16 protein-coding genes are annotated in these 23229 nt (G+C 59.2%); 11 read left to right on the top strand and 5 right to left on the bottom strand.

Annotated features, from left to right (window positions below; translation table 11 throughout):
- Nucleotides 1–31 precede the first annotated feature (31 nt).
- Complete coding sequence (locus tag AC1MDT_RS16815) at nt 32–2554, bottom strand: CS1-pili formation C-terminal domain-containing protein (protein ID WP_480418180.1); 2523 nt, start codon at nt 2552–2554, stop codon at nt 32–34.
- 109 nt (nt 2555–2663) lie between these two features.
- The gene (locus AC1MDT_RS16820) at nt 2664–3155 is read right to left on the bottom strand and encodes a CS1 type fimbrial major subunit (protein ID WP_480418181.1); all 492 of its coding nucleotides are present in this window, start codon (nt 3153–3155) and stop codon (nt 2664–2666) included.
- Nucleotides 3156–3643: 488 nt separating this feature from the next.
- On the opposite strand from AC1MDT_RS16820, the gene AC1MDT_RS16825 reads away from it, so the two are divergent.
- Nucleotides 3644–4219, top strand: coding sequence for a PadR family transcriptional regulator (locus AC1MDT_RS16825; RefSeq protein WP_480418182.1), 576 nt, complete (start codon nt 3644–3646; stop codon nt 4217–4219).
- Nucleotides 4216–4998 (top strand): siderophore-interacting protein, encoded by a 783-nt coding sequence (locus AC1MDT_RS16830; RefSeq protein WP_480418183.1) that lies wholly within the window; start codon nt 4216–4218, stop codon nt 4996–4998. The genes AC1MDT_RS16825 and AC1MDT_RS16830 overlap by 4 nt, the downstream gene beginning before the upstream one ends.
- A gap of 104 nt (nt 4999–5102) precedes the next feature.
- Here AC1MDT_RS16830 and AC1MDT_RS16835 read toward each other — a convergent pair whose 3' ends face one another.
- Both AC1MDT_RS16835 and AC1MDT_RS16840 read right to left on the bottom strand, forming a co-directional pair.
- Nucleotides 5103–5774 carry a Pr6Pr family membrane protein gene (locus tag AC1MDT_RS16835; RefSeq protein ID WP_480418184.1) on the bottom strand — a complete coding sequence of 224 codons (672 nt, stop codon included), beginning with the start codon at nt 5772–5774 and terminating at the stop codon, nt 5103–5105.
- A gap of 2 nt (nt 5775–5776) precedes the next feature.
- A complete protein-coding gene (locus tag AC1MDT_RS16840) occupies nt 5777–6007 on the bottom strand; it encodes a VF530 family protein (protein WP_059406114.1) in 231 nt (76 codons plus the stop codon).
- A gap of 373 nt (nt 6008–6380) precedes the next feature.
- Between AC1MDT_RS16840 and AC1MDT_RS16845 the strand changes: the two genes are divergently transcribed.
- The 9 genes from AC1MDT_RS16845 (at nt 6381) to AC1MDT_RS16885 (ending at nt 22785) form a co-directional block, all read left to right on the top strand.
- On the top strand, nt 6381–7763 hold the full coding sequence (locus AC1MDT_RS16845; protein WP_480418185.1) for a carbohydrate porin: 1383 nt from the start codon (nt 6381–6383) through the stop codon (nt 7761–7763).
- 213 nt (nt 7764–7976) lie between these two features.
- A complete protein-coding gene (locus AC1MDT_RS16850) occupies nt 7977–10385 on the top strand; it encodes a glucose/quinate/shikimate family membrane-bound PQQ-dependent dehydrogenase (protein ID WP_480418186.1) in 2409 nt (802 codons plus the stop codon).
- Between the two features lie 387 nt (nt 10386–10772).
- Complete coding sequence (locus AC1MDT_RS16855; protein ID WP_480418187.1) at nt 10773–12824, top strand: putative bifunctional diguanylate cyclase/phosphodiesterase; 2052 nt, start codon at nt 10773–10775, stop codon at nt 12822–12824.
- 259 nt (nt 12825–13083) lie between these two features.
- A complete protein-coding gene (locus tag AC1MDT_RS16860; protein ID WP_480418188.1) occupies nt 13084–14436 on the top strand; it encodes an imelysin family protein in 1353 nt (450 codons plus the stop codon).
- A gap of 267 nt (nt 14437–14703) precedes the next feature.
- Complete coding sequence (locus tag AC1MDT_RS16865; RefSeq protein ID WP_480418189.1) at nt 14704–16131, top strand: di-heme oxidoreductase family protein; 1428 nt, start codon at nt 14704–14706, stop codon at nt 16129–16131.
- 25 nt (nt 16132–16156) lie between these two features.
- Nucleotides 16157–17221: an imelysin family protein gene (locus AC1MDT_RS16870; RefSeq protein ID WP_480418190.1), complete on the top strand. Its 1065-nt coding sequence runs from the start codon at nt 16157–16159 to the stop codon at nt 17219–17221.
- 14 nt (nt 17222–17235) lie between these two features.
- Complete coding sequence (locus AC1MDT_RS16875) at nt 17236–18333, top strand: DUF1513 domain-containing protein (RefSeq protein ID WP_480418191.1); 1098 nt, start codon at nt 17236–17238, stop codon at nt 18331–18333.
- A gap of 263 nt (nt 18334–18596) precedes the next feature.
- Entirely contained in the window at nt 18597–19745 is a 1149-nt protein-coding gene (locus AC1MDT_RS16880; protein WP_480418192.1) for an efflux RND transporter periplasmic adaptor subunit, read from the top strand.
- 13 nt (nt 19746–19758) lie between these two features.
- Nucleotides 19759–22785, top strand: a complete 3027-nt coding sequence (locus AC1MDT_RS16885) for a multidrug efflux RND transporter permease subunit (RefSeq protein WP_480418193.1) — start codon at nt 19759–19761, stop codon at nt 22783–22785.
- A 175-nt stretch (nt 22786–22960) separates the two neighbouring features.
- On the opposite strand, the gene AC1MDT_RS16890 is transcribed toward AC1MDT_RS16885, so the two are convergent.
- Nucleotides 22961–23188, bottom strand: coding sequence for a hypothetical protein (locus AC1MDT_RS16890; protein ID WP_480418194.1), 228 nt, complete (start codon nt 23186–23188; stop codon nt 22961–22963).
- Between the last annotated feature and the right edge of the window lie 41 nt (nt 23189–23229).

The following is a 23229-nucleotide window of genomic DNA, read 5'->3' on the forward strand; positions in this document are numbered from 1 at the left end:
CCTCATCGATTAGTTGCGTTTGACCGAGCCATCAACCCGCGGTCGGTGCCTTGAAAGTCGTATCCGCCAAGGTGTCCGGCGTGCAGCGCAGATCCCCGATCATCAACACGTTGTTCTCGGTGCGACCACGGCTCGGGTCCAGCCGGAACTGACACAGCAGTTGATTGCCATGACGCACCTCCAGGGTCGGTGAGCCGGCGTTCATTTCCATGGAGAAGAAGCCGTCCACCTCACTCACACCGCGACTGGCGTGATTGATGATGTGGTGGCCCTTGAGCGGATTGCCTTGGGGGTCGACCAAGCGGCCAAGCACGGTGAGGGTTCTCATCACTTTCACCTGGCGGTACTCCACGCCGCCCTTGTTCAGGTGATAGCTGGAGCGCGCCGGCTGGATTGTCGCGGCGGGAACGTGATTGCCCTCGAAATCGAAACTGACGGAGCTGCTTTTGTAGGCCGTGATCGGCACGAAGTTGCGCCCGGGCTTGAGGACCGCGCTGCCACCACTCAAGTCGTCGGCACGCAGGGCGATGTCTTCGATGTCCGATTCCACATCGATGATCATGCCGGCACCGTTGCGGTGGTATTGGCTGGTCATGACCATTTTTTGCCCACCGACGGCGACGGTGCTGTCCAGGTTCAGGCCACCGGTGAAGTCGTTGTTGAAAGACGAGCGCTGGATAAATCCATCGCCATTAACCAGGTCCGTTTGCATCGTCGCCATCGCATTCAACCCGACGCCGTAGGTGTCGGTGATGGCCGTGGCCGAAACGCTTTGCAATAGGTGATCCTGAAGGTCTTTGCGGTAGGTGACCGAAGCGTTGTTATCGCGCCCGCCATCACGCGAGGTGCGCGTTCCAATGCTGCCGGAAATCTGTTCACCCGGGCCGCCCAACGCGATGTTGACGCTCAAGTCGATGCCACGATTGCGATCATCACCGGAGCTGATACTGCCCGGCCTGTCGAACAGTGACAGACGCCAGTTGGCATCACTGCCGAACAGTTGGGTGCGCTGGGTCCAGCCCAGATCTATTCCCGTGCCATTGGTGTTGCCTGAGCTGTTGGACACCCGGGCATTGACCGAACTTTTGCTGGTGAGTCGATGATTCACAGACAACGATGAGCTACTGGTCTGACCGACAAACACGTTGGGCTGTCGCACCCGCGTGCCATCCGGCAAGGTGTCGTAGAGTCGGGTCGTGTCGAGCCAGCTGCGGTTGTGGCTGGCGACGATGCTGCCACTGCCATAGGAATAATGACTCTGCACATCCAGGCCGGTGCCGTAATTCTCGGTCTGGTAGACGTTGGCGTAGAGGCTGGCATTGTTGACGATTGCCCAGTCGACCGAGGTGCCGTATTGCATGGCGTCGCGAACCTGTCGCCCGGTCAGGCCGAGGATCACTCGCGGGTGCAGAAGGAAGTTGAACGCGGCGCCGGCCGTCATGTCGCCATCGACCTGATCATCCCAGTTACTCAACACTTTGGACTCACGGCCGGCGAACAGATTGTAACGCCAGCGCTCGTCGTGGTTGCGCCAGTTGTTCGGTTTGTAGATCAGCTCCTGAGTGCTGGAAGTAATCTGGCCGTCTTCGATCAGGCGCACTTCCACTTCATAGATACCGCCCGGCAACGGACGCGTATCAAGGGTCTGTAGCCCCGCGGGCACAGCCTGGGTGTTGATCATCAAGCCGTCGCGGTAAATCTCCACTGAGCCCTGGCGATTGGCGGTGACGTAGATCGGATAGACCGCCGGTTTCGGATTATTGATGGCCAGGCTGTCGGAGCTGCCGTACATCACCCCCACCGCCGTGTCGGGGCCAGTGCCAAAGGTGCGCGCTTGCCGGGTCAGCCCTTCCGACGACGGTGTGAATAAGCCCAGGCGCAGAAAATTGCCTTCCAGTTCGCGCTGGGTATAAAGCTCATTGACGGCGTGAAAGAGCGTGTCATCCATGCCGCCGAGTCGGGACAGCTGCAGGTTGACCGCTTGGGTCCAGTTACCCAGGCTGCTGCTGGCTTCCAGGCCATAACGCCCACCGAGGTCCTGGTCTTGGCCACCGTTGAGGTTCAGCTGGTTACGTACAATCAACCCGGTGCTGCCGCCCTCGGGAAGTGAGTAATAACGCTGTACCTGATCGTCGCGTTCGGCGTTTTCAGTGAGGATCGACACCAGCGAGTTTTCCAGGCTGTAATGCACGGCCAGCAGTTGCTCCGGGCATTTGACTTGGCAGCTGCCGAGCGCCACACCTTGCTTGAGATAGTTCGACCAGGTATCACGCTCGCTGGGTTTGATCTGGCTGTCGCTGACATCGGTGAAATCAACGAGGGTGATGCGATCGTCACGCGTTAAAACGACCATCGCCTCACCGAGAAACTGTTGGTCAAGTTCCACGCGCACCGCCAGCGGCACATCAAAGAAGTGCTCTTCGAACTCGCTCGGCAAGCCCTTGGCCTGCGCTAACAGGCCTCGAGGTGTCGTGCCGTTATCCATAGGCGCGGCCAGGGCAGTTGCACAGAAAAAAAGGGCAAGCGCCGTCGCGATGGGAGTCATCGGGAACATGAACGAAATACTCTGAAGAGGAATGCGTTGAAACCCGATCGACAGACAGAAGTTGTCCGCCGACCGGTAATCGTTATCAGATAAGGGCTAGCCTTAGTTCATAACTGTATTACGGGGTGACGCGAGGGATGGCGTCGAAGATCACCACCGGCGTAGCGGTGTAAAGGCCATTCTGGCCATCAGCCGGTTTGGCAGCGGCAATTACCAGATCGGCCTGCATGCCACCGTTGGACTCGGTGTCGCCGACCACTTCCTGCGAAACGCCGGACAGGGTTGTGCCATTGAAGGTGTACGTCAATGCGATGGTGTTGGAACCGTTGGACAACGGTTGCGGCCCGCCTTCGACGTAGGCACCGACCGAACCGTTGGTGTGCTGTACATCATAGGTGGCACGCAACGGCGTCAAGGTGCCTGCACCCAGCACATAGGCCATTTTTTCATCTTTACCGAAGTCCGGATTGCGCGGCTGAGCGTGGAAGACCTTGCTTGGGATGGTGGCGCTGATGTTGATCGAGGTGCGCGCTTCTTCCGCAGCGAACGCCACCGAAGAGCTCAGTGCCAGGAGGGTCATCGGAACGGCGATTGCAAACTTCTTGAACATTGTTGAGTACCTGTCTTTTACGATGGATTGGTTCGTAGAAAGTCTTGTAGACCGCAACAACCACCAGAGTGATAGCGTTTTGGCTCAACTTTCGACGCCGGGGCATAATCGACCAATTCTTTAAGAAAGTAAGTACGAAGATTCCGAAGAGCATGTAGCTCAAACAGCCCACGAGCGTTAAGAAAAAAACCAATAAAATATCAAACTGACAGTTCAGCTGTCAGAGAGGTACTACATACAGTATTAGTAAAAAAACCACACAGACAGATACAACTACAACTTCTGTAAGATTGATACTACTTATATCTAGATAATGATTACAACTAACATTAGATGGATATTAGTCCAATTACTCTAAATAACAGACTCAGCATCCTTTTAGCCCTGCCCCATCGGGGGTTTCGCTTGGATGACCATTGGTCAAAGAAATTTGCGTCCACTTAAGATATATCTTAAGTTGTATCTAAACACGACAAAGAGAAGGAAAAATGAGAGACCATCATTCCCCCCACCGCGAGCACGGCGATGGCCGTGACGGCTTCGAAAAGCGCCCTGGCCGCGAACGCGGAGGTCGCGGGCCAAGGGTATTTGCTCCCGGCGACCTGAAATTGCTACTGCTGGCACTGATCGCCGAGCAGCCCTGCCACGGCTACGACTTGATCCGCCAGATTGAAGGCATGTTCGACGGCGCCTACAGCCCGAGCCCCGGCGTGATCTATCCGACCCTGACCTTTCTGGAAGAAAGCGAAATGATCCAGGGCGACGCCGAAGGTGGAAAAAAGCGCTACAGCGTGACCGACGCCGGCCGTCTGTCCTTGAGCGAGCAAGCGATTGCCCTCGACGGTGTGCGGATGCGCATCGATGTCAGCAAGCGTTCGTTGCGTGGCCATGATCGCCCGGCTGAAATTCATGAGGCTGTGCATAACTTGCGTCATGCACTGCAACTGCATCACGGTCGCTGGAGCCCGGAAGAAATCCTGCGCGTCGCCACCCTGCTCAATGACACTGCCAAAGCCATCGTCGACGGCCCTGCCGTTCCAACCGCATCGGAGACAGCCGAATGACTGAAGTGATCCAAACCATTCACCGCGTCTTGCATGAAATTAAACGCCGTCGACTGGAAGTGTTGCGCGTGGTCGACCTGACCCCGCGGATGCGCCGAATTACGCTGGGCGGCCCGGAACTTGCCGGCTTCGTCAGCCTAGGTACGGACGATCACGTGAAACTGCTGTTCCCACAGAACGCGGCGGAGCAAGCGGCGCTGGAAACCCTGGTGTTGGGCGCCGGCAAAGACAACGGGCCGATGCCGGCGATGCGCGACTACACACCGCGCCGTTACGACCTCGACACGCTGGAGCTGGACATCGACTTCGTGCTGCACGGCGACGGCCCTGCCGCGACGTGGGCCGAACAGGCCAAGCCAGGCCAGTTCCTGCACATCGCCGGGCCACGCGGTTCGATGATCGTGCCGGACCTATTCGACAGCTACTTGCTGATCGGCGATGAAACCGCCCTGCCCGCCATCGCCCGACGCCTGGAAGGCCTGGGGGCCAACCGGCGTGCGCTGGTGATTGTGGAAGTGGAGAACGGCGCCGAGCAGCAGCGTCTGGAAAGCGCCGCGCAGATCAATGTGATTTGGGTACTGCGCGAAGGTGGCAAGAACAACCTGCTGACCACCGTCAAGCAACTGCAAGTGCCGAGCGGCAATCTGTATGCATGGGTGGCGACCGAAACCAAAGTGTCGCGTCAAATCCGTAGAGTGTTGCTCGATGAGCACGGGCTGAACGAGCAGTTGGTCAAAACCGTTGGTTACTGGCGGCTGGATCAAAGCGACGAGGAGTGACAGCCTTTAGGTCCCCATCGCGAGCAGGCTCGCTCCCACATTGGATCGGCATACACCAGCCCCCTGTGGGAGCGAGCCTGCTCGCGATAGCGATGTCACAAACCCTACAAATCCATGCCTTTACCACGACGCCCAAGCCACCGATCCAGCCCAATCACCATCAAAGCAATCAGAACAAATCCCGCCAACAGTCCCCCCGCATTCACAAACACCTGTGGATAACCCAGCTTCTCGACATCAATGAACGGGTAGGGATAAACCGCCAGCAGATGCCCACGCAGCAGCGAGTACGCGAAGTACACAATCGGAAAAATCACCCACAGCATGATGAGTCGCAGGCGCAACGTGCCCTTCGGCACACACAACCACCAGTAAGCCAGAAACAGCAACGGCATGACGTCATGCATCAGCTCATCGGCGATCCACTGCCAGCCCTCGGGATGCCACAGATGGCGCAGCAACACGTTGTAAGCCAGGCCGACCACGGCGATGCTCACCGCAATGCCGCTGCTCACTGACGGTAGTAAAAACCAGCGCCGCGCCGACGACTCGCGGGATGTCCACTCACAGGTCAATACGGTGGCCACGAGCGTGTTCGTCAGCACCGTGAAATAACTGAAAAAGCTCACCAGCCCACCGAGCAAACTGGCTTCAAGGCTCCAGCGTGAATAGAAAACCAGGTACATCTGAATAGTCAGCCCCGCCCAACCCAGCACCGCGCCCATAACAACTAAACGACGCCGCGCGACAGACCCGGGTGCCGCCTGGGTGACCATGTTCAGAGCGGTCGCTTGGTGCGCATCAGCTTAACGTACAAGCGTTCGACCTTTTCCCGCGCCCACGGGGTTTTGCGCAGAAACGTCAGGCTCGACTTGATGCTCGGGTCACTCTTGAAGCAGCGGATATCAATGCGCTCGGCCAGCCCCGACCACTCATAGTGTTCCACCAGGACGTTGAGGATTTGCTCCAGCGTCACACCGTGTAGCGGGTTGTTGTTCTGTTCGGTCATGCCGGGCCTTCGAGCGTTGAAAGGATGGGAAGGCGCGCACCTTAGCCGAGGGGGTGATTGGGTGGAAGGGCTCTGTGCGCTATCTCGTAAATGTAGGCGAATCCTGAAAACTACACCGTTCAACTGTAGGAGCGAGCTTGCTCGCGATGGTGGGTCAGCTGGATAGGTGTCAACTGACACACCATCGCGAGCAAGCTCGCTCCTACAGGGGACTGTTACAAAATCCGAAAGAATTCATGTCAGTAAAAGCGCTTTCTCTATTTGTAACAGAACATTATCCTTGCGCCCGCCCAAGCTGAAACGTTTCTTCTGTCAGTTTCACTCCTGCTGCTTTCAGTTTACCCCCCAGAAAAAGACCCAGAATTTCCTCTTTATGCCTTACTTTCAATCCTCGAGAGACAGCGCTGTCTGCACCCCGGTTGCCAGCCGCAAAGCCCTGAACCTGATCGGCGGATTTACCGCTTTGGGCCTCACCACGTGCACCCAGGCGGCCCCGGCCTTCGACAGTGAATCACCGTGGATGCTCGGCGACTGGAACGGTACCCGCACCGAACTTTCGGACAAAGGCTACGACTTCAAAGTCGATTACACCGGTGAGATGGGCAGCAATCTGCACGGCGGCTACGACCATGACCGCACCGCGCGTTACAGCGATCAGTTTGGCCTCGGCACACACCTGGACTTGCAGAAAATCCTCGGCTGGGACGGCGCTGAGTTTCAGCTGACCATCACCGAGCGCAACGGCAACAACATCAGCAACGACCGGATCAACGACCCGCGCGTTGGCGGTTTCACCTCGGCTCAGGAAGTCTGGGGCCGTGGCCAGACCTGGCGCCTGACGCAGATGTGGTATCAGCAGACATTCGTCGATCAGACACTCGACATCAAAGTCGGTCGATTCGGCGAAGGCGAAGACTTCAACAGCTTCCCCTGCGACTTCCAGAACCTGGCGTTCTGCGGCTCTCAGGTCGGTAACTGGGCGGGGGATATCTGGTACAACTGGCCGGTCAGCCAGTGGGCGATGCGGGTCAAATATCACCTGACGCCGCAGCTGTACGCACAGGTTGGCGCCTACGAGCAAAACCCGTCCAACCTGGATCGCGGCAACGGCTTCAAGCTCAGCGGCAGCGGCACCCAAGGCGCGATCCTGCCGGTGGAGCTGGTGTGGTCGCCCAAGCTCAATGGCCTGCCGGGCGAGTACCGCGCCGGTTATTACTACAGCAGCGCCAACGCCACCGATGTCTACAAGGACAGCAATGGCCAGCCCGCCGCCCTGACCGGCGAGGCTTACCGCAGCGCGTCGAGCAAGCACGGCGTGTGGCTCGGTATTCAACAGCAGATCACTAGCCGTGCCAGCGACAACGCGCGCGGCTTGAGCGTGTTCGCCAACGGCACGATGCACGATAAGAAGACCAACGCCATCGACAACTACGTCCAGGCGGGCGTCGTCTACAAAGGCCTGTTCGATGCCCGCGCCAAAGACGACATCGGCTTTGCACTCGCCCGGGTCCACGTCAACCCGGCCTACCGTAAAAATGCCGAGGCGACCAATCATGCCCACGCCGTTTTCGACTACGACGATCCGTCGTTCCTGCCACCCCAGGACACCGAATACAGCGGCGAACTTTATTACGGCGTGCACGTCACGAACTGGCTGACCGTGCGCCCCAACCTGCAATACATCCGCCACCCCGGTGGCGTGAACGAGGTCGATGACGCACTGATTGGCGGGATCAAGATCACATCATCCTTTTAAGAACCCCGCAAAACCTGTGGGAGCGAGCCTGCTCGCGAAGAGGTCAGCACAGACAACATTGATCTTGTCTGACCCACCGCTATCGCGAGCAGGCTCGCTCCCACAAAGGACTGCATCAACCGTTCATTTTTTAACCTGAACCATGCCTGCGCCGGATCGTCATCTACAGTGAACTTGCGCGGGACTACCTGAAACGTCACGGAGAACCACACTATGAGCACTGATGGTGCTTTGGGTCGAAGCCGTCTATTGCCGACCCTGCTCGGCATTCTGCTTCTGCTAATGGGCTTGGCCATGCTGGCCGGCGGGATCAAGCTGAGCATGCTCGGCGGCTCGCTGTATTACCTGCTGGCCGGTATCGGTCTGGCACTGACCGGCGTGCTACTGATGGTCGCCCGCCGCGCCGCCCTGGGCCTCTACGCGCTGGTGCTGTTTGCCAGTACCGTGTGGGCCTTGTGGGAAGTTGGCCTCGATTGGTGGCAACTGGTGCCGCGTCTGGCGCTATTGTTTGCACTGGGCATCGTCATGTTACTGCCGTGGTTGCGCCGTCCGTTGCTGCGCGAAGGCGCTGCACCGATGGGCACCGCCGCTCTGAGCGTTGCCGTGGTACTGGCGGGCGCTACGGCACTTGCCAGCCAGTTCACCAACCCCGGTGAAATCAAAGGCCAACTGGACCGCGACAGCGTGCCGGGCATGACCAACACCGCGCCGGCCATGCCCGACGGTGACTGGAACTCCTATGGCCGCAGTGCCCACGGCGATCGTTACTCGCCCCTGGCGCAGATCACCCCGCAAAACGTGAACAAACTCGTTCCGGCGTGGACCTATCGCACCGGCGACCTGCCCGGGCCGAACGACCCAGGCGAAACCACGGCCGAAAACACCCCGCTGAAAGTCAACGGCATGCTTTACGTGTGCACACCGCACAGCAAGGTGATCGCACTGGACCCGGACACCGGCAAGGAACTCTGGCGTTTCGATCCGAAGCTTTCCACGCAAAACGCGGCGAACTTCAAGGGTTGGGCGCACATGACCTGCCGTGGCGTGGCCTATCACGATGACGCTGCATACGCGTCCGAGCAGAGCTCGACCGGCAGCGCCAGCACGCCCGTCGCCAGCGCCTGCCCGCGCCGGATCCTCCTGCCGACCGCCGACACCCGTCTGATTGCCCTGAACGCCGACACCGGCAAAATGTGCGAAGACTTTGGCAACCAAGGTCAGATCGACCTGAGCGCCAACATCGGCAGCTTCAATGCCGGCGGTTACTACTCCACTTCGCCACCGGCCGTGACTAAAGACCTGGTAGTGATTGGCGGCCACGTCACCGACAACGTCTCCACCGACGAGCCTAGCGGCGTTATCCGCGCGTTTGACGTGCACACCGGCAAACTGGTGTGGAACTGGGACAGCGGCAAGCCGGACGATACGACACCTATTGCCGACGGCAAGGTCTACACCCGCAACTCGCCGAACATGTGGTCCATGTTCGCGGTCGACGAAAAACTCGGCATGCTCTACCTGCCGATGGGCAACCAGACCCCGGACCAGTTCGGTGGGGGGCGTACCCCTGATTCGGAACTGTACTCCGCCGGCCTGACCGCGCTGGACATCGCCACCGGTAAAGTGCGCTGGCACTTCCAGTTCACCCACCATGACCTGTGGGACATGGACGTCGGCGGCCAGCCAACCCTGATGGACCTGAAAACGGCGGACGGTGTGAAACCGGCGGTACTGGCGTCCACCAAGCAGGGCAGCATTTACGTCCTGGACCGCAGCACCGGCAAGGCCATCGTGCCGATCAACGAAATACCGGTGCCGCAAGGCGCTGTCGCCGGTGATCACACCTCGCCCACCCAACCGAAATCCGACCTGAACCTGATGCCGCCGCCGCTGCAAGAGCGTGACATGTGGGGCGTGACCCCGTTTGACCAACTGATCTGCCGGATCGATTTCAAATCCATGCGCTACGACGGTCCGTTCACGCCGCCGTCGCTGCAAGGTTCGATTGTTTATCCAGGTAACTTCGGTGTGTTTGACTGGGGTGGTATCTCGGTTGACCCGGTGCGTCAGATTGCTTTCATGAACCCGAGCTACATGGCGTTCAAATCGAAACTGATCCCCGCCGCAGAAATCGCCGCCCAAGGCCCGCGCAAAAGCGAAACCCAAGGCGTGCAGCCCAATAAAGGCGCACCGTATGGCGTGATCCTCGAAGCACTGCTGTCGCCAATGGGCCTGCCCTGCCAGGCGCCACCATGGGGTTACGTGGCGGCGGTCGACCTGACCACCGCCAAAACCCTCTGGAAGCACAAAAACGGCACCGTGCGCGACAGCTCGCCGGTTCCGATCCCGCTGAGCATGGGCGTGCCCAGCCTGGGCGGCACCTTCACCACCGCCGGTGGCGTGGGCTTCCTGAGCGGCACCCTTGACCAGTACCTGCGCGCCTATGACGTGAAAAACGGCAAGCAGTTGTGGGAAGGCCGCCTGCCAGCGGGCGCGCAAACCACGCCGATGACCTACACCGGCAAGGACGGCAAGCAATACGTGCTCGTCGTTGCTGGCGGTCACGGTTCGCTGGGCACCAAACAAGGTGACTATGTGATTGCATACAAACTGTCGGAGTAAGCGATAGTCGCCGTTAATCCAAAAGCGACCCCTGTGAGGGGGTCGCCTTTTTTTTGTGGGTAACCGGAAAAGTACGCTTCCCACCGTGAAATGGCGCACCTCTGCAAAAAACGGGGCAATTTCCCACATTGAAACCCGCATTCAGCACCTTGCCCCGCCGCCACAGCCGTCTAACATCAAACGAAAGGAAAATAAGGTCACATTCCTCTCAAGTTGAAGGACTCGACAACCGACACAGTGCTAATAGGTCACTGTCTCCAAACAGCAGCATATCGGCCAAGCCATAGTCAAAATCCCCTGTGAATGAATGTCCCTTTGACTGCCATCACGGGATTGCCAATACTCATGGCAACTTGATGCTACCCGCACGGAACAAGGAATGACTCTTTGAAGCTGGAACTCAAGAACAGCTTGTCGGTGAAGTTGCTCCGGGTCGTGCTCCTGTCGGCATTGATCGTGGGCGTGGTATTGAGCTGCGCGCAGATTGTTTTCGATGCCTATAAAACACATCAGGCCGTCGCCACCGATGCTCAGCGTATCCTCGACATGTTCCGCGACCCCTCGACCCAGGCCGTCTACAGCCTGGACCGGGAGATGGGCATGCAGGTCATCGAAGGCCTGTTTCAGGACGATGCCGTGCGCCAGGCCTCCATCGGCCATCCCAACGAAGCCATGCTTGCGCAAAAATCTCGCGAGTTGCAGCACTCCCACAGTCGCTGGCTGACCGACCTGATCCTCGGCAAGGAACGCACCTTCACCACACAACTGGTGGGTCGCGGCCCTTACAGCGAGTATTACGGCGACCTGAGCATTACCCTCGACACCGCCACCTACGGCCAGAGTTTTATCGTCAGTTCGGTGATCATCTTTATTTCCGGCGTTTTGCGCGCACTGGCCATGGGCCTGGTGCTGTATCTGGTTTATCACTGGCTGCTGACCAAACCGCTGTCGCGGATCATCGAGCACCTGACCGAAATCAACCCGGACCGCCCCAGCGAACACAAAATTCCGCAGCTCAAAGGGCACGAGAAAAACGAGTTGGGGATCTGGATTAACACCGCCAACCAGTTGCTCGAGTCCATCGAGCGCAACACCCATTTACGCCATGAAGCGGAAAACAGCCTGCTGCGCATGGCCCAGTACGACTTCCTGACCGGCCTGCCGAACCGCCAGCAATTGCAGCAGCAGCTGGACAAGATCCTGGTCGACGCGGGCAAATTGCAGCGTCGGGTCGCGGTGCTGTGTGTCGGCCTCGATGACTTCAAGGGCATCAACGAACAGTTCAGCTACCAGACCGGCGACCAACTGTTGCTGGCCCTGGCCGATCGCTTGCGAGCCCACAGTGGTCGCCTTGGCGCCCTCGCTCGCCTCGGCGGCGACCAGTTCGCCCTGGTTCAGGCTGATATCGAACAACCCTACGAAGCAGCCGAACTGGCCCAAAGCATTCTCGATGACCTGGAAGCGGCGTTTGCCCTCGATCATCAAGAGATTCGCCTGCGCGCCACCATCGGCATCACGCTGTTCCCCGAAGACGGTAACAGCACCGAAAAGTTGCTGCAAAAAGCCGAACAAACCATGACGCTGGCCAAAACGCGTTCGCGCAACCGATACCAGTTCTATATCGCCAGCGTCGACACCGAAATGCGCCGCCGTCGCGAGCTGGAAAAAGACCTGCGCGATGCCTTGGCCTGCGATCAGTTCTACCTCGTCTATCAACCGCAAATCAGCTATCGCGATCACCGCGTGGTGGGCGTCGAGGCATTGATTCGCTGGCAACATCCTGAACACGGGCTGGTGCCGCCGGACCTGTTTATCCCCCTCGCCGAACAGAACGGCACCATCATCGCCATTGGTGAATGGGTGCTGGACCAGGCGTGCAAGCAATTGCGCGACTGGCATGACCAGGGTTTCGGCGACCTGCGCATGGCGGTAAACCTGTCCACGGTGCAACTGCACCATGCCGAGCTGCCGCGAGTGGTCAATAACCTGCTGCAGATCTACCGCCTGCCACCGCGCAGCCTGGAACTGGAAGTGACCGAAACCGGCCTGATGGAAGACATCAGCACCGCCGCCCAGCACCTTCTGAGCCTGCGTCGTTCCGGCGCGCTCATCGCCATTGACGACTTCGGCACCGGGTATTCGTCATTGAGCTATCTGAAAAGCCTGCCGCTGGACAAGATCAAGATCGACAAGAGCTTCGTTCAGGACCTGCTCGATGACGACGACGATGCGACCATCGTTCGGGCCATTATCCAGTTGGGTAAAAGCCTGGGCATGCAGGTGATTGCCGAAGGCGTGGAAACCGCCGAGCAAGAGGCCTACATCATCTCTGAAGGCTGTCACGAAGGTCAGGGCTATTTCTACAGCAAACCGCTGCCGGCACGGGAGCTGGGTGCCTACCTGAAACAGGCCCAGCGCAGTAACGCCGCCATTTTGTAAAAAGCGTACCCTGTAGAGCGAGCTTGCTCGCGATGAACGTGAACGATGACGCGTGATGTCTGAAAAAATGCGCCGCCTTCAAATTCATCGCGAGCAAGCTCGCTCCTACAGAAGAGTGAAGCGAGGCGGCGATCTTTTAAGCTAAATAAGAAATATTTCCAGCTACAACGCTTTACACATAATGCGAAAGATTTGCATTATGTCGCAGCTTTGCGCGCGTGCAGCGCCATTCCACCCCTCTCGAAGCAGGATGTTCGCCATGATTCGTATGCCTCTGGCTACCGCCAGTCTGTTAGCCATCGCTATTACCCTCGCCGGTTGTGGCGAAGGTAAAGACAAAGACAAGGCCACCACTGCGCAAACGCCTACACCAGTCGCCACCACGACCACTCCAGTCAAGGCTCCCGCCGCTGCCAGCACAGTCGATGAAGCCGCCGCCAAAGCCGTTGTTGCGCATTACGCCGACATGGTCTTTGCCGTTTACAGCGATGCCGAATCCACCGCGAAAAACCTGCAAGCTGCCATCGACGCCTTCCTTGCGAAGCCGAACGCCGACACCCTCAAAGCCGCTAGAGAGGCCTGGATTGCTGCTCGCGTTCCTTACCTGCAGAGCGAAGTGTTCCGCTTCGGCAACACCATCGTTGATGACTGGGAAGGCCAGGTTAACGCCTGGCCCCTGGATGAAGGCCTGATCGACTATGTCGACAAATCCTACGAACACGCACTCGGTAACCCGGGCGCTACGGCCAATATCATCGCCAATACCGAAATTCAGATCGGCGAAGACAAGGTCGACGTGAAAGACCTCACCCCGGAAAAACTCGCCAGCCTGAACGAATTGGGCGGTTCCGAGGCTAACGTCGCTACGGGCTACCACGCCATCGAATTCCTGCTCTGGGGCCAGGACCTGAACGGCACTGGCCCTGGCGCCGGTAACCGTCCTGCGTCCGACTACCTGGAAGGCGCCGGCGCTACTGGCGGTCACAACGATCGCCGTCGCGCTTACCTCAAATCCGTGACCCAACTGCTGGTCAGCGACCTGGAAGAAATGGTCGGTAACTGGAAGCCGAACGTGGCCGACAACTACCGCGCCAAGCTGGAAGCAGAACCGGCTGAAACCGGCCTGCGCAAAATGTTGTTCGGCATGGGCAGTCTGTCCCTGGGCGAACTGGCGGGCGAGCGCATGAAAGTTTCCCTGGAAGCCAACTCCCCTGAAGACGAACAGGATTGCTTCAGCGATAACACCCACAATTCACACTTCTACGATGCCAAAGGCATTCGTAACGTGTATTTGGGCGAATACACCCGCGTCGACGGCACCAAAATGGCCGGCGCCAGCCTGTCGTCCCTGGTGGCCGCCGTTGATCCGGCTGCCGACACCGCGCTGAAAGCTGATCTGGCCACGACCGAAGCCAAGATCCAGGTCATGGTTGATCACGCCAACAAGGGTGAGCATTACGACCAACTGATCGCTGCCGGCAACACCGCTGGCAATCAGATCGTCCGCGACGCTATTGCTTCCCTGGTCAAACAGACCGGTTCGATCGAAACCGCCGCTGCCAAACTGGGCATCACCGACCTGAACCCGGACAACGCTGATCACGATTTTTGATCAACGCTGACTGAATAAAGAGGCGACCTTCGGGTCGCCTTTTTCATGCCTGCCACAGCCCCCTGTAGGAGCGAGCTTGCTCGCGATGGTGTGTCAGTTGACATCTCATTAGCTGACACACCTTCGCGAGCAAGCTCGCTCCTACAGGGGATCGTTGTTTCCAGATAAACCCTGCCTCAAATTAACTAAACGATAATTCCTCTTATTCAAACTCCCCTGCCCTGTTAGACTTTGCGCCCTTGTTTTGCTCGTCTTGCAGGATGCCTGATGTCCCCGCTGCTGCTTCGCTTGTCCGCTCTGTTTCTGGCCCTGGGCCTGAGTGCCTGCGATGACGCCCCACGCTTTACCAAGGCCGAACCCGGTGAAGCCCGGTCCGGTGGCAGCGCCACTGTGCGCAAGACCGATCAGAACTCATTCTCCCTGCCTTCCGCTAACTTGCCGCCGTCACGACGGGTGGACTTCAGCGTCGGCAACAGTTTTTTCCGCAGCCCGTGGGTGATCGCGCCGTCGACCACCACCGCCCGGGACGGCCTTGGCCCGTTGTTCAACACCAACGCCTGTCAGGGTTGCCACATCAAGGACGGCCGTGGCCATCCGCCAACCCCGGATTCGCCGAATGCCGTGTCCATGCTGGTGCGCCTGTCGATTCCCGATGCGCCGGCCTATGCCAACGTGATCGAACAGCTCGGCGTCGTTCCGGAGCCGGTCTACGGCGGGCAATTGCAGGACATGGCCGTGCCTGGCGTCGCCCCGGAAGGCAAGGTGCGCGTCGATTACACGCCGGTTGCCGTGCGTTTCAAGGACGGCACCGACGTCGAGTTGCGCAAGCCGAGCCTGAACATCACCCAGCTCGGCTATGGCCCGATGCACCCTGACACCCGTTTCTCGGCCAGGGTTGCGCCGCCGATGATTGGCCTGGGCTTGCTCGAAGCGATTCCCGAGGAAGCGATTCTGGCCAATGCTGCCGCACAAGCCGCCGACAAAAACAGCATCGCCGGACGCCCGAACCGGGTCTGGGACGACGCGCAGCAAAAAACCGTTCTCGGCCGATTTGGCTGGAAAGCCGGGCAACCCAACCTCAACCAGCAAAATGCTCACGCGTTTTCTGGTGACATGGGGCTCACGACCCGCCTGAAACCCGTTGATGACTGCACCGACACACAAACGGCCTGCAAACAGGCACCGAATGGCAGCGGCCCCAATGGCGAGCCAGAAGTCAGCGACAACATCCTGCGCCTGGTGCTGTTTTACAGCCGTAACCTTGCGGTTCCCGCCCGTCGCCATGTCAGCGCGCCCGACGTGCTGGCCGGCAAAACATTGTTTTTCCAGGCTGGTTGTCAGTCCTGTCACACCCCCAAATACACCACCGCCGCCAACGCCGCCGAACCTGAACTGGCCAATCAAGTGATTCGCCCGTACAGCGATCTGCTGCTGCATGACATGGGCGACGGCCTGGCCGACAACCGCAGCGAATTCCAGGCCAGTGGCCGCGACTGGCGCACGCCGCCGTTGTGGGGCATCGGTTTGACGCAAGCGGTCAGTGGACATACTCAGTTTTTGCATGACGGTCGCGCCCGCAATCTACTTGAAGCCGTGCTCTGGCACGGCGGCGAAGCCAAAGGCGCGCAGCAACAGGTTTTGTCTTTCAATGCCGAGCAGCGCGCAGCGTTGCTGGCGTTTTTGAATTCCCTTTAATACGTATCCATAGCGGGAGCCCGACATGTTCCGTCCCAAATTGTTGTTCACCAGCCTTGCAGCACTGGCCCTGGGCGCCTGTTCGCCACAGGACCCGCAAGCCGTCACGTCGGCGGCAATCGCCAAATCAGTGATCCTGCCGACCTACACCCGCTGGGTTGAAGCCGACCGCCAATTGGCTGTCAGCGCGCTGGCCTACTGCGAAGGTACGGAAAATCTCGACACCGCCCGCGCCGATTTCCTGCATGCGCAAAAGGCCTGGGCCGAGTTGCAACCGCTGCTGATCGGACCGCTGGCCGAGGGCAATCGCGCCTGGCAAGTGCAATTCTGGCCGGATAAGAAAAACCTCGTCGGCCGTCAGGTCGAGCAACTGGTCACTGCGCAACCGCAAATCGATGCCGCCGCCCTGGCCAAGTCCAGCGTCGTGGTACAAGGCCTTTCGGCCTACGAATACATTCTGTTCGACAGCAAACCGGACGTGGCCAACGACGCGCAAAAGGCCAAGTATTGCCCACTGCTCAAGGCGATTGGCGAACGTCAGAAACAGCTGGCAGAAGAGATTCTGAAAAGCTGGAACAGCACTGACGGCATGCTCGCGCAGATGAGCAAATTCCCGAACCAGCGTTACGCCGATTCCCACGAAGCCATTGCTGACCTGCTGCGCGTACAAGTCACCGCACTCGACACCCTGAAGAAAAAACTCGGCACGCCGATGGGCCGTCAGACTAAAGGTGTGCCGCAACCGTTCCAGGCCGATGCCTGGCGCAGCCAATCGTCCCTGACTGGCATGGAAGCCAGTCTCGCTGCCGCCAAAACGGTGTGGGAAGGTGTCGACAACAAAGGCCTGCGCGGTCTGCTGTCGAGCGAGCAGAAACCTCTGGCCGACAAGATCGGCGCCGCCTACGCCGCGTCCCTGAAACTGTTCGCCAGCAACCAGCGCTCGCTGACCGAAATGCTCAACGACGATGCGGGTCGCCAGCAACTCAATGACCTCTACGACAGCCTCAACGTCGTCCATCGCCTGCACGAAGGCGAATTGGCCAAGGCGCTGGGCATTCAACTGGGCTTCAACGCCAACGACGGTGACTGATGAGGGTGAGTGCCATGCTGCGACGCCAGGCTCTGACGTTAGGTAGTTTGCTGCTGGGAGCAGTGACACTGGGCGGCTGGACGCTGTTCAAGCAAAAGGACACAAGCCCGCTGCTGCTCTCGGCGCGGGACGATAACGACGGCAAGCATTATGCCGTCGGCTATCGGCTGGACGGCACCCGGGTGTTTGCGACCCAGGTCGGCCAGCGTTGCCATGACATCATCAACCACCCGACGCTGCCGATGGCGCTATTCGTCGCACGCCGGCCGGGCACCGAAAGTTACCTGATCGACCTGCGCGACGGCACGCTGCTGCAAACTGTGGTCTCGCAACCGAACCGGCACTTCTACGGTCATGCGGTGATTCACAAGAGCGGCGACTGGCTGTACGCCACCGAGAACGACACCTCAGACCCAGGTCGCGGCGTGCTGGGTGTGTATAAGTTTGAAGAGGGGCGACTTATCCACAGCGGCGAGATTCCTACCCACGGCGTCGGCCCGCATCAAGTGTCGTGGATGCCGGACGGCGAAACCCTGGTGGTGGCGAACGGCGGGATTCGCACCGAGGCCGAAAGCCGGGTCGAGATGAACCTCAACGCCATGGAACCGAGCCTGGTGCTGATGCAACGCGACGGCACCTTGTTGAGCAAGGAAACCCTCGCCCAGCAGATGAACAGCGTGCGGCATTTGGGCATTGCCGGCGACGGCACTATCGTCGCGGGCCAACAGTTCATGGGCGATGCTCACGAGCCGTCGCAGTTGTTGGCCATCAAACGTCCCGGCCAACCGTTCGAGGCCTTCCCGGTCCCCGAGCATCAACTGCAAGCCATGGGGCATTACACCGCCAGCGTCGCGGTGCACAGCGAACTTCGTCTGGTCGCGTTGACCGCGCCACGGGGCAACCGCTTTTTCATCTGGGACCTGGACAGCGCTGAAGTGCGCCTGGACGCGCCGCTTGCCGATTGCGCCGGGGTCGGGGCCGTAGCCGACGGTTTTGTCGTGACCTCGGGCCAAGGACGGTGCCGGTACTATGATTGCCGTCAGACCGATCTGGTTGCAAAACCGCTGGAACTCCCTGCCGGCCTTTGGGACAACCACCTGCACCTCATCTGAACACCCGACCTGTAGCAGCTGGCGCAGCCTGCGTTCGGCTGTAGGAGCGAGCTTGCTCGCGAAAGACCTGAGAGCGCACGTTTTTCCAACATGAACGCGTTATCGTTAACGTCTTTCGCGAGCAAGCTCGCTCCTACAGCCGAACGCAGGCTGCGCCAGCTGCTACAGGGATCGTCCGGTGAAATGTGTCAGTTGGAATCAGCCGCGCACTCGGAGTAATGTTCCCGACTGTCTCACCTGATTTTCTCCAAGGAAATGGAACTATGCTGCGTCGCCGCATGCTGATCATGTTGGGTGTTGTTCTGCTGGTCGTGCTGGTGCTGGCCGGTTACAAAGCCTTCTCCATCTACACGATGGTTCAAGGCTTCTCCGCGCCGAAACCGCCGATAAGTGTCGCTGTGGCCACTGCCACCGAGCGCCCGTGGCAAGTCCGTTTGCCCACTGTCGGTACGTTGAAGGCGCTGCAAGGGGTGGACCTTAGCCTGGAGACCGACGGCACCGTCACGGATGTGCAGTTCCAGTCAGGGCAGATGGTCAAGGCCGGTCAGCCGATCGTCAAGCTCGACAGCGCCGTAGAAAGCGCCTTGCTGGAAACCGCGCTTGCCGACCTCGGGCTGGCGCAGCTGGATTACAGCCGTGGCAGTCAACTGGTCGGTAGCCAGGCCATTTCCAAAGGCGAGTTCGACCGGCTCTCGGCGGTCCTGAAAAAGAGCAAGGCCACGGTCAATCAGCTCAAGGCTGCGCTCGGTAAAAAAAGTATCCTGGCGCCGTTCAGCGGCACCATCGGCATTCGCCAGGTCGACGTCGGTGACTATGTGGCCACCGGCACCATGATCGCCACCCTGCAAGACCTCAGCAGTCTCTACGTCGACTTTTTCATACCCGAGCAATCGGTGCCGAAGATCGCCATTAGCCAGCCGGTAGAAGTCATTGTCGCGGCCTATCCGTCCCAGACCTTTCCCGGCACCATCAGTGCCATCAACCCGAAACTCGAGAACAGCACGCGCAACGTCCAGGTCCGCGCCACCCTGGCCAACCCGGACGGCAAACTGCTGCCGGGCATGTTTGCCAGCCTGCAAGTCCTGTTGCCAGACCCGCAGCCGCACATTGTGGTGCCGGAAAGCGCGATCACCTACACGCTGTACGGCAACTCGCTCTATGTTGTCGCGCAGAAAAAGGCCGAAGACGGCACCGTTGAAAAGGACGACAAGGGTCAGCCGATCCTGATCGCCGAGCGCCGTTTCATCGAAACAGGCGAGCGCCGCGAGGGGCAGGTGATGATTACCAAGGGCGTGCAGAACGGCGAAAAAGTGGTCACGGCCGGCCAGATCAAGCTGGACAACGGCACGCACATTGCCATCAGCGACGACAAGACCCTCGCCGAAAAGAACAGTCAGCCGCGCGCGGACTGATCAAGGAATCCCTATGGCTTTTACCGACCCGTTTATCCGTCGCCCGGTGCTCGCCACCGTGATCAGCCTGCTGATTGTGCTGCTGGGCTTCCAGGCCTGGAGCAAGTTGCCACTGCGCCAATACCCGAAAATGGAAAACGCCCTGATCACGGTGACCACCGCCTACCCGGGGGCCAACGCCGAAACTATCCAGGGTTACATCACCCAACCGCTGCAGCAGAGCCTGGCCAGCGCCGAGGGTATTGATTACATGACCTCGGTCAGTCGCCAGAACTTCTCGGTGATTTCGATCTACGCCCGCGTCGGTTCCAACAGTGATCGCTTGTTTACCGAACTGCTGGCCAAGGCCAATGAGGTAAAAAACCAACTGCCACAGGATGCTGAAGACCCGGTACTGAACAAGGAAGCCGCCGATGCCTCGGCGCTGATGTACATCAGTTTCTTCAGCAAGGAACTGAGCAACCCGCAGATTACCGACTACTTGTCCCGAGTCATCCAGCCGAAACTCGCGACCCTGCCAGGGATGGCCGAAGCCGAGATTCTCGGTAATCAGGTATTCGCCATGCGCCTGTGGCTGGACCCGATAAAACTGGCCGGGTTCGGCTTGAGCGCCAGCGACGTGACCAACGCGGTGCGCCAGTACAACTTCCTCTCTGCTGCCGGCGAAGTGAAAGGCGAGTACGTGGTCACCAGTATCAATGCCAACACCGAGCTCAAATCCGCCGAAGCCTTTGCCGCGATTCCGCTCAAGGTCGAAGGCGACAGTCGCGTGCTGCTCAGCGATGTGGCGCGGGTTGAAATGGGCGCGGAAAACTACGACACCGTCAGCTCCTTCGGTGGCACACCTTCGGTGTACATCGGCATCAAGGCCACGCCCGGCGCCAACCCGCTGGATGTGATCAAGGAAGTGCGCAAGATCATGCCGGACCTGGAAGCCCAGCTACCGCCGAACCTGAAAGGTGAAATCGCCTACGACGCCACGCTGTTCATCCAGGCCTCAATCAACGAGGTGATCAAAACCCTGTTCGAAGCGGTGCTGATCGTCATCGTGGTGGTGTTCCTGTTCCTCGGGGCGCTGCGCTCAGTGGTCATCCCGGTTGTCACCATCCCGCTGTCGATGATCGGCGTGATGTTCTTCATGCAGATGATGGGTTACTCGATCAACCTGCTGACCTTGCTGGCAATGGTCTTGGCCATCGGGCTGGTGGTCGACGACGCCATTGTGGTGGTGGAAAACATCCATCGGCACATCGAAGACGGCAAGACGCCGCTGGACGCAGCCATCGAGGGCGCCCGGGAAATCGCCATGCCGGTGATCTCGATGACCATCACACTGGCGGCAGTCTATGCCCCGATCGGTTTCCTGACGGGGCTGACCGGAGCGCTGTTCAAGGAGTTCGCCCTGACCCTGGCCGGGGCCGTGGTGATCTCTGGCATTGTCGCGCTGACCCTGTCGCCGATGATGTGCGCCCTGCTCCTGCGTCACGATGAAAACCCCAGCGGCCTGGCTCATCGCCTCGACCTGATTTTCGAAGGCCTCAAGCGCCGTTACCGGAGCATGCTCCATGGCACGCTCAACACCCGGCCGGTGGTGCTGGTGTTCGCGGTGATTGTGCTGTGCCTGATTCCGGTGCTGCTCAAGTTCACCAAATCGGAACTGGCACCGGACGAGGACCAAGGCATCATTTTCATGCTGGCCAACGCCCCGCAACCGACCAACCTGGACTACATGAGCACCTACACGGACGAGTTCCTCACGATCTTCAAGGCGTTTCCCGAGTACTACTCTTCGTTCCAGATCAATGGATTCAATGGCGTGCAATCGGGGGTCGGCGGTTTCCTGCTCAAACCGTGGAACGAGCGTCACCGGACTCAGATGGAGATCCTTCCGCAGGTCCAGGCCAAGCTGGGAAACATCGCAGGGTTGCAGATTTTCGGCTTCAACCTGCCTTCCCTGCCAGGCACTGGCCAGGGCTTGCCCTTTCAGTTCGTCATCAACTCCTCCAACGATTACGAGTCGCTGCTGCAAGTGACTGACCGGGTGAAAAAGCGGGCGCTGGCATCCGGCAAGTTTGCCTTCGCCGACATCGACCTGGCATTCGACAAGCCGGAAGTGGTGGTGGATATCGATCGTGCCAAGGCGGCGCAGATGGGCGTATCGATGCAGGAGCTAGGCGGAACACTGGCGACGTTATTGGGTGAAGCGGAGATCAACCGTTTCACCATTGAAGGTCGCAGCTACAAAGTCATTGCTCAGGTTGAACGGCCCTTCCGCAATACCCCGGACTGGCTGAACAACTATTACGTCAAGAACACCCAGGGCGAACTGCTGGCCCTGTCGACCCTGATCACCGTGACTGACCGGGCGCGGCCGCGGCAGTTGAATCAGTTCCAGCAGCTCAACTCGGCCATCCTGTCCGGCGTCCCGCTGGTGAGCATCGGTGAAGCCATCGACACCGTGCGCCAGATCGCCCGCGAAGAGGCCCCGGCAGGTTATGCCTTCGACTATGCCGGCGCATCGCGGCAATACGTCCAGGAAGGCAGCGCGCTGTGGGTCACCTTTGGCCTGGCACTGGCGATTATTTTCCTGGTACTGGCCGCCCAGTTCGAAAGCTTCCGCGATCCGCTGGTGATTCTGGTGACGGTCCCCCTGTCTATTTGCGGCGCATTGATCCCACTGTTCCTGGGCTGGTCGAGCATGAACATCTACACCCAGGTGGGATTGGTGACATTGATCGGGCTGATCAGCAAGCACGGGATCCTGATCGTCGAGTTCGCTAACCAGCTGCGCAAAGACAAAGGCCTGACGCCCCGCGAGGCGGTGGAGGAAGCGGCGGCGATACGTCTGCGTCCGGTGTTGATGACGACCGCTGCAATGGTGTTTGGCATGGTGCCATTGATCATCGCCACGGGCGCGGGCGCCGTCAGTCGATTCGACATCGGCACGGTGATCGCCACGGGGATGTCCATCGGAACACTGTTTACCTTGTTCGTGTTGCCTTGCGTGTACACGCTGTTGGCAAAACCCGATAAACCTTAGTGACACACATACCCCCCCTGTGGGAGCGAGCCTGCTCGCGAAGGTGTGTCAGCTGCATGGGTGTCGACTGACACACCTTCGCGAGCAGGCTCGCTCCCACAGGGGTTGTGCAAGATTGAAGGGCACAAAAAAAGGCCTCGCATTGGCGAGGCCTTTTTTGCTGGCTTTAATCTGTTCAACTTTGCGGCCTCAATCCTTGAGAGAGTCCGAACATGAACAGCAACAAATCATGATCGGGGCGAGTTGCCACGGAGGCCTTGGCAACGCGTGGCATAGAACATTGAGCGTCAGCGCTCACTGAACTGAGGACTTGCGTGCGGGGCTGCTCCCAAGCCGCTACCGCCAGTGAAGCAACTGCCAAGGCTCCTGTTAAAAATACACCTCGTGCAATTTCGAGTTTCATTGCTATAAACCCTTGATAGCGCTGCCAAACGCCGTCTTATA

This window comes from Pseudomonas sp. ASL7 (genome assembly GCF_056680375.1).

What these genes read in the sequence shown, in the direction of transcription:
- AC1MDT_RS16825 (WP_480418182.1), top strand. Translation starts at nt 3,644, where the DNA reads ATGAGAGACCATCATTCCCCCCACCGCGAGCACGGCGATGGCCGTGAC.
- AC1MDT_RS16885 (WP_480418193.1), top strand. Translation starts at nt 19,759, where the DNA reads ATGGCTTTTACCGACCCGTTTATCCGTCGCCCGGTGCTCGCCACCGTG.
- AC1MDT_RS16845 (WP_480418185.1), top strand. Translation starts at nt 6,381, where the DNA reads ATGCCTTACTTTCAATCCTCGAGAGACAGCGCTGTCTGCACCCCGGTT.
- AC1MDT_RS16850 (WP_480418186.1), top strand. Translation starts at nt 7,977, where the DNA reads ATGAGCACTGATGGTGCTTTGGGTCGAAGCCGTCTATTGCCGACCCTG.
- AC1MDT_RS16840 (WP_059406114.1), bottom strand. Translation starts at nt 6,007, where the DNA reads ATGACCGAACAGAACAACAACCCGCTACACGGTGTGACGCTGGAGCAA.
- AC1MDT_RS16820 (WP_480418181.1), bottom strand. Translation starts at nt 3,155, where the DNA reads ATGTTCAAGAAGTTTGCAATCGCCGTTCCGATGACCCTCCTGGCACTG.
- AC1MDT_RS16890 (WP_480418194.1), bottom strand. Translation starts at nt 23,188, where the DNA reads ATGAAACTCGAAATTGCACGAGGTGTATTTTTAACAGGAGCCTTGGCA.
- AC1MDT_RS16830 (WP_480418183.1), top strand. Translation starts at nt 4,216, where the DNA reads ATGACTGAAGTGATCCAAACCATTCACCGCGTCTTGCATGAAATTAAA.
- AC1MDT_RS16865 (WP_480418189.1), top strand. Translation starts at nt 14,704, where the DNA reads ATGTCCCCGCTGCTGCTTCGCTTGTCCGCTCTGTTTCTGGCCCTGGGC.
- AC1MDT_RS16835 (WP_480418184.1), bottom strand. Translation starts at nt 5,774, where the DNA reads ATGGTCACCCAGGCGGCACCCGGGTCTGTCGCGCGGCGTCGTTTAGTT.
- AC1MDT_RS16815 (WP_480418180.1), bottom strand. Translation starts at nt 2,554, where the DNA reads ATGTTCCCGATGACTCCCATCGCGACGGCGCTTGCCCTTTTTTTCTGT.
- AC1MDT_RS16880 (WP_480418192.1), top strand. Translation starts at nt 18,597, where the DNA reads ATGCTGCGTCGCCGCATGCTGATCATGTTGGGTGTTGTTCTGCTGGTC.
- AC1MDT_RS16870 (WP_480418190.1), top strand. Translation starts at nt 16,157, where the DNA reads ATGTTCCGTCCCAAATTGTTGTTCACCAGCCTTGCAGCACTGGCCCTG.
- AC1MDT_RS16860 (WP_480418188.1), top strand. Translation starts at nt 13,084, where the DNA reads ATGATTCGTATGCCTCTGGCTACCGCCAGTCTGTTAGCCATCGCTATT.
- AC1MDT_RS16875 (WP_480418191.1), top strand. Translation starts at nt 17,236, where the DNA reads ATGCTGCGACGCCAGGCTCTGACGTTAGGTAGTTTGCTGCTGGGAGCA.